We start from the raw sequence: 12458 nt of genomic DNA, 5'->3' as shown, positions 1-12458 counted from the left end.
TGGGGAGACCACTCTCCAAGCCTAAGTACTCGTGCATGACCGATAGCGAACAAGTACCGTGAGGGAAAGGTGAAAAGCACCCCGACAAGGGGAGTGAAATAGAACCTGAAACCGGATGCCTACAAACAGTCGGAGCCCGCAAGGGTGACGGCGTACCTTTTGTATAATGGGTCAACGACTTAGTGTGACGAGCAAGCTTAAGCCGATAGGTGAAGGCGCAGCGAAAGCGAGTCTGAACAGGGCGTTCAGTTCGTCGCATTAGACCCGAAACCGAGTGATCTAGCCATGAGCAGGTTGAAGGTTGGGTAACACCAACTGGAGGACCGAACCCGCATCTGTTGCAATAGATTGGGATGACTTGTGGCTAGGGGTGAAAGGCCAATCAAACTCGGAAATAGCTGGTTCTCCGCGAAATCTATTTAGGTAGAGCGTCGACCGAATATTGGGGGTAGAGCACTGGATGGGCTATGGGGACTCACCGTCTTACTGATCCTAACCAAACTCCGAATACCGGGGAGTACTAGTCGGCAGACACACGGCGGGTGCTAACGTCCGTCGTGAAAAGGGCAACAACCCTGACCTCCAGCTAAGGTCCCCAAGTCATGGCTAAGTGGGAAAGGATGTGAGGATCCCAAAACAACCAGGATGTTGGCTTAGAAGCAGCCATCATTTAAAGAAAGCGTAACAGCTCACTGGTCTAAATAAGGGTCTTTGCGCCGAAAATGTAACGGGGCTAAAGCCATGCACCGAAGCTGAGGATGTGCCGCAAGGCACGTGGTAGCGGAGCGTTCCGTAAGCCTGTGAAGGGATACCCGTGAGGGGTCCTGGAGGTATCGGAAGTGCGAATGTTGACATGAGTAACGATAAAGAGGGTGAGAGACCCTCTCGCCGAAAGACCAAGGGTTCCTGCTTAAAGTTAATCTGAGCAGGGTTAGCCGGCCCCTAAGACGAGGCGGACACGCGTAGTCGATGGGAACCACGTTAATATTCGTGGGCCTGGTGGTAGTGACGGATCGCTTAACTTGTCTGGACTTATTGGATTGTCCAGGCCTGGACGCGGTCCCGGGAAATAGCTCCACCGTATAGACCGTACCCGAAACCGACACAGGTGGTCAGGTAGAGTATACCAAGGCGCTTGAGAGAACTGCGTTGAAGGAACTCGGCAAATTGCACGCGTAACTTCGGAAGAAGCGTGACCCTTTTGTACGCAAGTATGATGGGGTGGCACAGACCAGGGGTAGCGACTGTTTATCAAAAACACAGGGCTCTGCGAAGTCGCAAGACGACGTATAGGGTCTGACGCCTGCCCGGTGCTGGAAGGTTAAGAGGAGGGGTGCAAGCTCTGAATCGAAGCCCCAGTAAACGGCGGCCGTAACTATAACGGTCCTAAGGTAGCGAAATTCCTTGTCGGGTAAGTTCCGACCTGCACGAATGGCGTAACGACTTCCCCGCTGTCTCCAACGCAGACTCAGTGAAATTGAATTCCCCGTGAAGATGCGGGGTTCCTGCGGTCAGACGGAAAGACCCCGTGCACCTTTACTATAGCTTTACACTGGCATTCGTGTCGGCATGTGTAGGATAGGTGGTAGGCTTTGAAGCAGGGACGCCAGTTCCTGTGGAGCCGTCCTTGAAATACCACCCTTATCGTCATGGATGTCTAACCGCGGTCCGTCATCCGGATCCGGGACAGTGTATGGTGGGTAGTTTGACTGGGGCGGTCGCCTCCGAAAGAGTAACGGAGGCGCGCGATGGTGGGCTCAGAGCGGTCGGAAATCGCTCGTCGAGTGCAATGGCATAAGCCCGCCTGACTGCGAGACTGACAAGTCGAGCAGAGACGAAAGTCGGTCATAGTGATCCGGTGGTCCCGCGTGGAAGGGCCATCGCTCAACGGATAAAAGGTACGCCGGGGATAACAGGCTGATGACCCCCAAGAGTCCATATCGACGGGGTTGTTTGGCACCTCGATGTCGGCTCATCGCATCCTGGGGCTGGAGCAGGTCCCAAGGGTTTGGCTGTTCGCCAATTAAAGCGGTACGTGAGCTGGGTTCAGAACGTCGTGAGACAGTTCGGTCCCTATCTGCCGTGGGTGTAGGAATATTGACAGGATCTGTCCCTAGTACGAGAGGACCGGGATGGACATATCTCTGGTGGACCTGTTGTCCTGCCAAGGGCATAGCAGGGTAGCTATATATGGAAGGGATAACCGCTGAAGGCATCTAAGCGGGAAACCCACCTGAAAACGAGTATTCCCTTGAGAACCGTGGAAGACGACCACGTTGATAGGCCGGGTGTGGAAGTGCGGCAACGCATGAAGCTTACCGGTACTAATCGTTCGATCGGCTTGATCGTTCCCATTGCTTATGCTCATCATGGATGCGCATCGCAATTCTTTGTCCTCACGCTGTCGGCCTTCGGCCGACGCTGCGGACGGCGCGCCAGACGACTGGCGGCTCGGTCTCTGCCGGCTGCTGGAGTTGTTCGGATAAGACGCATGACGTGTTCAAAACGAAGCAATCGCTTCACCAGCTTCTCGACAATTTGCTCCCCTCCGGGGAGCAACGCTTGCGCTTTGCCGACCTGGTGGTTCTGGCGGGGTGGCTGCACCCGTTCCCATTCCGAACACGGCCGTGAAACGCCCCAGCGCCGATGGTACTTCGTCTTAAGACGCGGGAGAGTAGGTCGCTGCCAGGTCTGCAAATCGCAAGATAAAACATCTTCTCTCACAAACGCCGGCAAACGGCGAAAACAACACAAAACAAAAACGAAAGTTGACGCGGGGTGGAGCAGCCCGGTAGCTCGTCAGGCTCATAACCTGAAGGCCGCAGGTTCAAATCCTGCCCCCGCAACCAACAAAAACCCCCGGTGCCCAAACGCCCCGGGGGTTTTGTCGTTCCCCCGCAGCCACCGCGCAGACCTCCGCACAGACCGACCACATCGCGGTCGATGCGCTCTTGTGTTTGCCTCAGCACTCAACCCCAGCCTCTCTGCACGTTTCTCAGCCGCCGCAGGAAGCATCGCCCATCGATGCCATGATGCTGGCGATCGTCCGCCGAAGCGATGGCCGGCGTCTGGCGAACTCGCCAGATTTGTTCGTGGGATCGTTGAGGCTGGCTTGGCGGCTTCCGTTGTGTGATCCTTTCGATACGTCCTCCTTTTCCAGAACGGCGATCGCCGTGGCGCTCGTTGCTGAGATGCCCCGGAAATTTGCGGCCGCGAATGGCAGTGTTGAAGCAGGGCAGCAAGCCTAATACTTCCTGTTAAGCTGCCGCGCGGCGCGTCCCGAAATTGTTGATCCTGCTGTCGGGTCAAAGTATTCCTTTTGTCGACAAGAGGATTTGCCAAATGACCGACACCGACAACAATTCCCTTCCAGAACGAAAGCGCGGCTCCGGCGTGAAGATGGTCTACGACGTCCTCCGCGACGAGATCCTCGATCTGGTTCTGCCGCCCGGCAGCCCGATTGACGAGGTGCAACTGGCCGAGCGTTTCAAGCTCTCACGCACCCCGATCCGTGAGGCACTGGTGCGGCTGGCAGGGGAGGGGCTGATCGACACCCTGCCGAACCGATCGACGATGGTGTCGAACATCGATTTCCTCAACCTGCACACTTTCTTCGAGGCGCTGGTGCTGATGTATCGGGTGACGACCCGGCTTGCGGCGGAGAATCACCGTCCGGAAGACCTGCCGGTCATCCGCGGGTTCCACGAAGATTATGCGGCTGCCGTCCAGTCGCGTGACGCGCTGGCCATGATCGCCACCAATGCGGCATTTCACGCGGCAATCGCGGAGGCCGGCCGCAATCCCTATTTTACCGGCCTGTTTCGCCGTCTACTCGATGAAGGACGGCGGATTCTCCGCCTTTACTACCAATCCTATGAGGAACAGTTCCCACAGCGCTTCGTCGACGAGCACGCGGAACTCATCGCGGCGATTGAAACGCGCGACGTCGAGGCGGCAGATCGTCTCGGCAAGGCGCACGCCGAGCAGATCGTCGAACAGGTGCAGAAGCTGTTCACCCGAACCAACAAGCTCGACATCGCCCTGTAGTGGCCTTGTATGTTTCTTGTCGACAAATAAAATACAAGACGCTATTGTCAGTTTCGAAGGCACGGAAGCGGAGCCCGTAGGCTCGCCGGTGCCAGCGAGACAAGCCAAGAGGAGTTTCAAATGAAGGCGAAGATTTTCTCCGGCGTCATCCCTGCGCTGATGACCCCCTGCAAGGACGACCGCACCCCGGATTTCGACGCGCTCGTGCGCAAGGGCAAGGAGCTGATCGGCCAAGGCATGTCCGCCGTCGTCTATTGTGGCTCGATGGGTGACTGGCCGCTCCTGACGGACGCACAACGGATGGAAGGCGTCGAGCGTCTGGTCAAAGCCGGCATCCCGGTCATTGTCGGCACGGGCGCCGTCAACACCGCTTCGGCTGTTGCTCATGCGGCCCACGCCCAGAAGGTTGGTGCGAAGGGCCTGATGGTCATCCCGCGCGTGCTTTCGCGCGGCACGGTTGTCGCCGCGCAGAAGAACCACTTCAAGGCCATTCTCTCGGCTGCTCCGGATCTACCGGCGGTCATCTATAACAGCCCCTATTATGGCTTCGCCACCCGCGCCGACCTGTTCTTCGCACTGCGCGCCGAGCATCCGAACCTCGTCGGGTTCAAGGAATTCGGCGGCGCCGCCGACATGCGCTATGCGGCCGAGAACATTACCAGCCGTGACGACGGCGTCTCGCTGATGATCGGGGTCGACACCGCCGTGTTCCACGGCTTCGTCAACTGCGGTGCAACCGGCGCGATCACCGGCATCGGCTGCGTGCTGCCGAAAGAAGTCATCCATCTGTGCAACCTGTCTCAGGCAGCCGCCGAGGGCGACGTCGACGCACGCCAGCGGGCGCTGGAACTGGAGCAGGCGCTCGCCGTGCTTTCCTCCTTCGATGAAGGCCCGGATCTGGTTCTCTACTTCAAGCACATGATGGTGCTGAAGGGCGACAAGGAATACACGCTGCACTTCAACGAGACCGACGTGCTGTCGGAAAGCCAGCGAGGCTATGTCGAAGCCCAGTTCAAGCTCTTCAACACCTGGTACGCCGAGTGGTGCAAGCTTCCGGGCGCCGTACAGAAGTACAAAGCCTGATCGCCGCATCGGCCCTCAAAACAGAAGGCCCTCCAATCGGAGGGCCTTCTCGTTGGTGGCTTCGATTTCGAAATCGATCATCGTGCAGCAATTCAAAATGCCACAGCGACCTTTACGCGTCCGATGGACGCGCCCCGCAGTAGACGTGCAGACGCATTATCTTACGCGACGGCGTCCAGTCCAAGGGCGAGGAGTCGGTCGAGCTGGTCGATCTCGGCCTGTGTCAGGACGACGCCCTCTGCCTCGGACGTGGCGCGCGCCGCGAAGCGCCGCTGCGAGGGGAGGCGGGCCCCCTGGCCGGCGATCGCCTCGAACAGAACCTCCGCGCGTGCAAAGGGATTGCCCGGCCGCCCGGCCGCGAAGGCCTCCGGCGAGAAGGCGACGATGAGTTCGCCGTGGAACGGTGCCAAGGTGGTCGTGCCGAGGTAGTCGAGCACTTCGGGGCTCGTCAGGTCGCCGATCATGATGCCTGCGAGAAGCTCGATCATCGTTCCGATCGCCGAGCCCTTGTGGCCGCCGAACGGCAACATGGCGCCGGCGAGCGCCGCATCAGGATCGGTCGTCGGCTTGCCTTCCGCATCGATCGCCCAACCTTCGGGCAAGGGCTTGCCCGCCCGCCGGTGCAACTCGATCTCGCCGCGCGCTGCAACCGAGGTCGCGAAGTCGAAGACATAGGGCGGCTTGCCTTCGCGCGGCCAGCCGAAGGCGAAGGGATTGGTGCCGAGCAGCGGTTTGTTGCCGCCGGTGGGTGCCACGGTCGCATAGCTCGGGCACATGACGAGGCCGGCTAGTCCTTCTCCCGTCAGTCCTTCGACTTCGGGCCAAAGCGCCGAGAAATGCGTGCAATCATTGATGACGAGTGCGGCGAGGCCGAGCGCCCGGGCACGTTCGGCCAGCACCGGCAGGCCGAGTTCGAAGGCCGGATTGGCGAAGCCGCCCTTGGCGTTCACCTTGACAATGGCGGAGCCCTCATGCTTTTCCAGCTCCGGCACAGCTTCCGGCTTCACTTTGCCCGCCTTCACTGTCCGCAGAGCCCCTTCGATGCGATAGATACCGTGCGATTTGCAGGCATCGCGCTCACCGGCGACGATCACGCGAGCGAGCGCCCCGGCCTGAACGCTGTTGAGCCCCGCCCTGCGGAAGATCGCCTCGACGCGCTCGTGCAGTACACTGATCGAAAGGGTTGTGGTCTCGCTCATGATATTGCCTCTTGTCGCTACGCCGGCGGCGGTTGATATCATGCATACAAACAGTATACAAGGTTTCGACAGCTGCAATTCGTTCGCGGGTTGATCTTTGCGAAGCACCCGATTTTCTGAGAAAGGAACGTCAGATGGCCTTTACCCCAAAAGGAAAACACCTCGTCGCCGGCGAATGGCTCGAGGGGGCGGGCACCTTCGCCTCCGCCCCGGCCCACGGCCCGGTGCATCACTTTGCCGTTGGCACCGTCGAAATGGTGAACCGGGCCTGCGAGGCGGCCGAGGAAGCCTTCTGGAGCTTCGGCTATTCCTTGAGGGCGGAGCGCGCGGCCTTCCTGCGCGCCATTGCCGATGAGATCGAAGCCCGCGCCGATGCCATCACCGAGATCGGCAGCCAGGAGACCGGCCTGCCCGAGGCTCGTCTGCAGGGTGAACGGGGACGCACCACCGGGCAATTGCGGTTGTTTGCCGACCACATCGAAAAGGGCGAGCACCTGGACCGCCGCTTCGACGCGGCGATGCCGGACCGCCAGCCGGCGCCGCGTCCGGAGATCCGGCTCATCCAGCGGCCCATCGGTCCGGTCGCCGTCTTCGGCGCCTCGAACTTCCCGCTCGCATTCTCGACAGCCGGCGGCGACACCGCCGCGGCGCTTGCCGCAGGCTGCCCCGTGGTCGTGAAGGGCCATTCGGCGCATCCGGGCACCGGTGAAATCGTCGCCCAAGCCATCGAGGCGGCGATCCGCACGACCGGCGTTCATCCCGGCGTGTTCTCGCTGATCCAGGGCGGCAGCCGCGAAGTCGGCCACGGCCTGGTGCAGCACCCACTGATCAAGGCCGTCGGCTTCACCGGTTCGCTGGCTGGCGGCCGTGCGCTCTTCGACCTCTGCGCGGCGCGGCCCGAGCCGATCCCGTTCTTCGGCGAACTCGGCTCGGTCAACCCGATGTTCCTGCTGCCGGAAGCGCTGAACGCCCGGGCGGAGACGCTCGGCCAAGGCTGGGCCGGCTCGCTGACCATGGGCGCCGGCCAGTTCTGCACCAATCCCGGTATTGCCGTGGTCGTCGATGGTGCTGCCGCGAACCGCTTCACGACAGCCGCCGTAGAGGCGCTCGCCAAGGTCGCGCCGCAGACGATGCTCACCGACGGCATCGCGAAGGCCTATCAGGACGGGCAGGCGCGCTTCGCAAGCCGAAACGCCGTCAAGCCGCTACTCGTCACTCAGTCCTCCGGTCGTGCCGCATCGCCCAACCTTTTCGAGACGACCGGCGCGCGGTTCCTCTCGGATCATGCGCTCGGCGAGGAGGTCTTCGGACCGCTCGGTCTCGTGGTCCGGGTGGGCTCGCTCGACGAGATGGAGCAACTCGCGCGCGGTTTCGAGGGACAGCTGACCGCGACCATCCACATGGATTCCGCTGACCTGGACGCGGCCCGGCGCCTGCGCCCGGTGCTTGAGCGCAAGGCGGGGCGGGTGCTGGTCAACGGCTTCCCGACCGGGGTCGAAGTGGTCGATTCGATGGTGCACGGCGGACCCTATCCGGCCTCGACCAACTTCGGGGCAACCAGCGTCGGCACTCTGTCGATTCGACGTTTCCTGCGTCCGGTGGCCTACCAAAACATGCCGGAAGGCCTGCTGCCGGAGGACTTCCTCGGCTGATCCAAACGGCGCGCAAGCAATAAAAGGAGCTTTTCCACAAGGGAAAGCTCCCTTTAATTGCGTCTGGATGCCAGGCTATATACTTTTTGTATTTTTCTTGTATTTTTACAATTGATTTGTGCTCTCCAATGCGGAATAGTGCGCCGCCGTAAGACGGCACACCATTCCAGGGAGAGAGAGATAATGAAGACCTCGGTGCTTGCGTTCGGCCTCGTTGCGGCCACAGCTTTGACCAGCCCGGCCCATGCCGACAAACTTGACGACATCATTGGCTCGGGGACCCTGCGCTGTGCAGTTGTGCTCGACTTCCCGCCGATGGGTTCTCGCGACGAGAACAACAATCCGATCGGCTTCGACGTCGACTACTGCAACGACCTTGCCAAGGCACTCGGCGTAACGGCAGAGATCGTGGAAACCCCGTTCCCGGACCGAATCCCCGCTCTCATGTCCGACCGTGTCGACGTCGGCGTTGCCTCGACCTCGGACACGCTGGAGCGGGCCAAGACCGTCGGCATGACGATGCCGTACTTTGCCTTCGAAATGGCCGTCACCGCCAACGACAAGTCGGGCATCAAGTCCTTCGAAGACATGAAGGGCAAGGTCGTCGGTGCGACGGCAGGCACATTCGAAGCGATCGCGCTGGAAAACCAGGTCAAGGCGTGGGGCGCCGGTGAGTTCCGTCCGTACCAGACGCAGGCTGATGTCTTCCTGGCGCTGAGCCAGGGGCAGATCGATGCAACGGTCTCCACCTCGACGGTGGCGCAGGCCAATGTGAAGACCGGAAAGTTCCCGGGCATCTCCGTGGTCGGCAAGGCGCCGTTCGATACCGATTATGTGGCGCTCTTCACCAACCGTGAAGAATACGGCCTGATCAACTACCTCAACCTGTTCATCAATCAGCAGGTTCGCACTGGCCGCTACAAGGAACTCTACGAAAAGTGGGTTGGCGGCGAGGTGCCGGAGCTGACGGTCAACGGCGTTTATCGCTGATCTAGCCGCTTCTCTGGCGGCGCGAGGCCTGCTGCATGGTTCCTTGAATCGTAGCCGATTTAAGGAAAAAACATGCAGCAATTCAAAGTGCTACAGCGTCCTTTGCGCGTCTCATAAGACGCGCGGCGCTGTAGCCTCGCGCCGCTATTCGTTTCCGAAAAGGCGAGACGAAAATGTTCAGTTATACCTTCCATTGGAACCAGGCGCTGAAGGCCCTGCCGCAGATGCTCGACGGAGCGCTGATCACCTTGCAGGTGGCGCTGCTGTCGATGGCCATCGGCCTGGCACTGGCGCTCGCGCTGACGGCCTGCCGCCTGTCCGGGAACCGCGTACTCGGTGGCTTTGCCACCGCCTGGGTCGAGATCGCCCGCAACACCCCGGCACTGTTCCAGATCTACATGGCCCATTTCGGCCTCGGCAATTTCGGCATCCATCTCAGCCCCTATACGGCGCTGCTCGTCGGGATCGCCTTCAACAATGCCGGCTACCTTGCCGAGAACTTCCGCGGTGCGCTGAAAGCCATTCCGGACACCCAGACGCGCGCCAGTCGCTCGCTCGGGATGACCCCGGTGCAGGCCTTCCGCTACATCGTCCTGCCGCAGATGCTGCGCGTTGCATTCCTGCCCGTCACCAACCAGATGGTCTGGGCGATCCTGATGACGTCGCTCGGCGTCACCGTCGGCATGAATTCCGATCTCGCCGGTGTCACCCAGGAGCTGAACGCGCGGTCGTTCCGCACATTCGAATTCTTCGCCCTTGCTGCCGTGATCTACTATGTCATCGCCAAGGCCGTGACGCTGGCGGCGCGCGCGCTCGCCTCGCGCATGTTCCGCTACTGAGAAAGGTGAGAGATGTTCAATACCGCCCTCACCATAAGTGACCTCGGCTTTCTCGCGCAGGGTGCGTTGATGACGCTCGCGGTCACGGCCGTCTCGGTCGCGGCCGGCACCGTGCTCGGTGTCATCTTCGGCGTCGTGCGTAACCAGCTCGGCACCTACTGGTCGGCGCCGCTCACCTTCGTGCTCGACGTCTTCCGCTCTGTGCCGCTGCTGATCCAGCTCGTCCTTGGCAACGCGTTCCAGTCGATCGCCAAGCTCGGCTGGCCTCCGTTCACGACGTCCTGCGTGGTGCTGTCGCTCTATACGGCGGCCTATTGCACCGAGATCGTGCGCGGCGGTATCGCCTCGGTGCCGCCGACGACGCGGCGCGCCGCCCGGTCGCTCGGCATGACCTGGTGGCAGGACATGCGCTATATCGTGGCGCCGCTCGCCACCCGCGTTTCGCTGCCGTCCTGGATCGGACTGACGCTCGGTGTCATGAAGGACTCCGCGCTCGTGCTCTGGCTCGGTCTGATCGAGCTACTGCGCGCCTCGCAGGTGCTCGTCACCCGCCTGCAGGAACCGCTTCTCATCCTCATGATCTGCGGTGCGATCTACTTCCTCATCAGCTTCCCAATCGCCCGGCTCGGCGGTTATCTTGAAAAACGGTGGTCCAATGATTGAGATCCAAAACGTCCGCAAATCCTTCGGCTCGCTGGAGGTTCTCAAAGGCATCGACCTCACCGTCAAGAAGGGTGAAGTCGTGACGGTCATCGGCGGCTCCGGCTCCGGCAAATCGACGCTGCTCACCTGCATCAACGGCCTCGAGCCGATCGATGCGGGCCGCATCCTGGTCGATGGTACCGAGGTCCACGCCAAGACGACCGACCTCAACAAACTGCGCCGCAAGATTGGCATCGTCTTTCAGCAGTGGAACGCCTTCCCGCACCTGACCGTTCTCGAGAACGTCATGCTGGCGCCGCGCAAGGTGCTCGGCATTTCCAAGGAGAAGGCCGAGGAGATTGCCGTCAAGCAGCTCACCCATGTCGGCCTGGGCGAGAAGCTCTCGGTCTACCCGACCCGCATGTCGGGCGGCCAGCAGCAGCGCATGGCAATCGCCCGTGCGCTCGCCATGTCGCCGGAATACATGCTGTTCGACGAAGTGACCTCGGCGCTCGATCCCCAGCTCGTCGGCGAAGTGCTCGATACGCTGCGCATGCTCGCCTCCGAGGGCATGACGATGATCTGCGTCACGCACGAGATGAAGTTCGCCCGCGAGGTTTCCGACCGGGTGGCCTTCTTCCACAAGGGCGTCATGGCGGAAATCGCGCCGCCGGAAGCGCTCTTCGGTGCGCCGAAGGATCCCGAACTGCAGAAGTTCCTCGCGGCGACGCACTGAGGCGATCATGAAAGATGCTGCTCAGCCTGACGTCATCGTGATCGGCGCCGGCGTTGTCGGCCTTTCCGCTGCAATCGCGGGCCAGACACGGGGGCTTTCCGTCGCCGTGCTCGACCGGGAGGGCCCCGCCGCCGGAGCGTCGGCGGGCAACGCCGGGGCTTTTGCCTTCACCGACATCCTGCCGCTTGCCTCGCCCGGCATCCTCAAGAAGGCGCCGAAGTGGCTGCTCGACCCGCTCGGGCCGCTGACCGTTCCGCCCGCCTACGCCGCACAGATCGCGCCGTGGATGTTCCGCTTCTGGCGCGCCTGCGCGCCGAAGCGGGTGGCGCATTCCACTGCAGCACAAACGGCGATGATGGACTTGTCGAAGGCGGAGCTGGAGCCCTTCCTTGCGGCGACCGGAACCTTGCCGATGCTGCGCAAGGAAGGCAATCTTCAGGTCTATGAGAGCGAGGCTGAACTGAAGGCTTCGCTGCCCGGCTGGAAGGCGCGGGCGGAGCACGGCATCGAGTTCCGTCACCTTGACGCCTCCGCCATGCGCCAGATCCAGCCCGGTCTTGCGCCGCGCTTCACCCACGGCACCTTCACGCCCGGCTGGTACTCGATCGCCGATCCGAAGCTTTATACGCTGGCGCTTGCCGACCATTTCGGCGCCCAGGGCGGGACGATCGAGCGCACTGAGATTGTGGCATTGAGACCGGTCGAGGGCGGGGTCGAGCTGACGGCGGCGGACGGCAAGACGCGGCGCGCCCGCCACGTGGTGCTTGCGGCCGGCGCCTTCTCGCACCGCATCGCCCGTACCCTTGGCGAGCGCATTCCGCTCGAGACCGAGCGCGGCTACAACACCACGCTTCCCTCAAACGCCTTCGACCTGCGCACCCAGATCACCTTCGGCGGCCACGGCTTCGTCGTCACGCGGCTTTCAACCGGCGTCAGGGTCGGTGGTGCCGTGGAACTCGGTGGCTTGAAGCTGCCGCCGAACTATCGTCGCGCGGAAGCCATGCTGAAGAAGGCGCAGACCTTCCTGCCAGGGCTGAAAGGCGAAGGCGGTGTGCAGTGGATGGGCTTCCGTCCGTCGCTGCCAGACAGCCTGCCGGCGATCGGCCGCGCCCGCGCCACGCCGCAGGTGATCTACGCCTTCGGCCACGGTCACCTCGGCCTGACGCAGTCGGCGGGGACGGCCCGGCTTGTCGCCGATCTCTTGACCGGCCAGAGGCCGGCCATCGACATCCAATCCTTCTCGCCTCAACGATTCTGACAGGGCGCCGAT

At 61.7% G+C, this 12458-nt stretch carries 9 protein-coding genes, 1 tRNA gene and 2 rRNA genes (1 of these 12 cut by a window edge); 11 read left to right on the top strand and 1 reads right to left on the bottom strand.

The genetic code is table 11. The annotated features are described in order from the left end of the window. The 5 genes from QA637_RS13210 to QA637_RS13190 all read left to right on the top strand — a co-directional run. Positions 1 to 2349: ribosomal RNA gene (locus tag QA637_RS13210) — 23S ribosomal RNA — on the top strand; it begins 546 nt to the left of the window's first position. Between the two features lie 227 nt (positions 2350 to 2576). Next, positions 2577 to 2691: ribosomal RNA gene (rrf, locus tag QA637_RS13205) — 5S ribosomal RNA — on the top strand. 81 nt (positions 2692 to 2772) lie between these two features. Next, positions 2773 to 2849: transfer RNA gene (locus tag QA637_RS13200), tRNA-Met, on the top strand. Positions 2850 to 3342: 493 nt separating this feature from the next. Continuing rightward, on the top strand, positions 3343 to 4047 hold the full coding sequence (locus tag QA637_RS13195; RefSeq protein ID WP_283061679.1) for a GntR family transcriptional regulator: 705 nt from the start codon (positions 3343 to 3345) through the stop codon (positions 4045 to 4047). A gap of 120 nt (positions 4048 to 4167) precedes the next feature. After that, complete coding sequence (locus QA637_RS13190; RefSeq protein ID WP_153441831.1) at positions 4168 to 5130, top strand: dihydrodipicolinate synthase family protein; 963 nt, start codon at positions 4168 to 4170, stop codon at positions 5128 to 5130. Between the two features lie 161 nt (positions 5131 to 5291). On the opposite strand, the gene QA637_RS13185 is transcribed toward QA637_RS13190, so the two are convergent. After that, positions 5292 to 6329 carry an Ldh family oxidoreductase gene (locus tag QA637_RS13185; RefSeq protein ID WP_153441830.1) on the bottom strand — a complete coding sequence of 346 codons (1038 nt, stop codon included), beginning with the start codon at positions 6327 to 6329 and terminating at the stop codon, positions 5292 to 5294. A 134-nt stretch (positions 6330 to 6463) separates the two neighbouring features. Between QA637_RS13185 and QA637_RS13180 the strand changes: the two genes are divergently transcribed. The 6 genes from QA637_RS13180 (at position 6464) to QA637_RS13155 (ending at position 12446) form a co-directional block, all read left to right on the top strand. Further along, the gene (locus QA637_RS13180; RefSeq protein WP_153441829.1) at positions 6464 to 7981 is read left to right on the top strand and encodes an aldehyde dehydrogenase (NADP(+)); all 1518 of its coding nucleotides are present in this window, start codon (positions 6464 to 6466) and stop codon (positions 7979 to 7981) included. A gap of 183 nt (positions 7982 to 8164) precedes the next feature. Next, positions 8165 to 8971 carry an ABC transporter substrate-binding protein gene (locus tag QA637_RS13175; RefSeq protein WP_153441828.1) on the top strand — a complete coding sequence of 269 codons (807 nt, stop codon included), beginning with the start codon at positions 8165 to 8167 and terminating at the stop codon, positions 8969 to 8971. Positions 8972 to 9144: 173 nt separating this feature from the next. Beyond that, entirely contained in the window at positions 9145 to 9810 is a 666-nt protein-coding gene (locus QA637_RS13170) for an amino acid ABC transporter permease (protein WP_153441827.1), read from the top strand. A gap of 12 nt (positions 9811 to 9822) precedes the next feature. Further along, complete coding sequence (locus QA637_RS13165) at positions 9823 to 10473, top strand: amino acid ABC transporter permease (protein ID WP_153441826.1); 651 nt, start codon at positions 9823 to 9825, stop codon at positions 10471 to 10473. Next, positions 10466 to 11188 (top strand): amino acid ABC transporter ATP-binding protein, encoded by a 723-nt coding sequence (locus tag QA637_RS13160; RefSeq protein WP_153441825.1) that lies wholly within the window; start codon positions 10466 to 10468, stop codon positions 11186 to 11188. The genes QA637_RS13165 and QA637_RS13160 overlap by 8 nt, the downstream gene beginning before the upstream one ends. Before the next feature lie 7 nt (positions 11189 to 11195). After that, a complete protein-coding gene (locus QA637_RS13155; protein WP_153441824.1) occupies positions 11196 to 12446 on the top strand; it encodes an NAD(P)/FAD-dependent oxidoreductase in 1251 nt (416 codons plus the stop codon). The last annotated feature ends 12 nt before the right edge of the window (positions 12447 to 12458 follow it).

The sequence above is a fragment of the Sinorhizobium terangae genome, assembly GCF_029714365.1.
Classification (GTDB): domain Bacteria; phylum Pseudomonadota; class Alphaproteobacteria; order Rhizobiales; family Rhizobiaceae; genus Sinorhizobium; species Sinorhizobium terangae.
The sequence above is the reverse complement of the archived record's forward strand: the minus strand, read 5'-3'. Positions and strand labels throughout refer to the sequence as shown.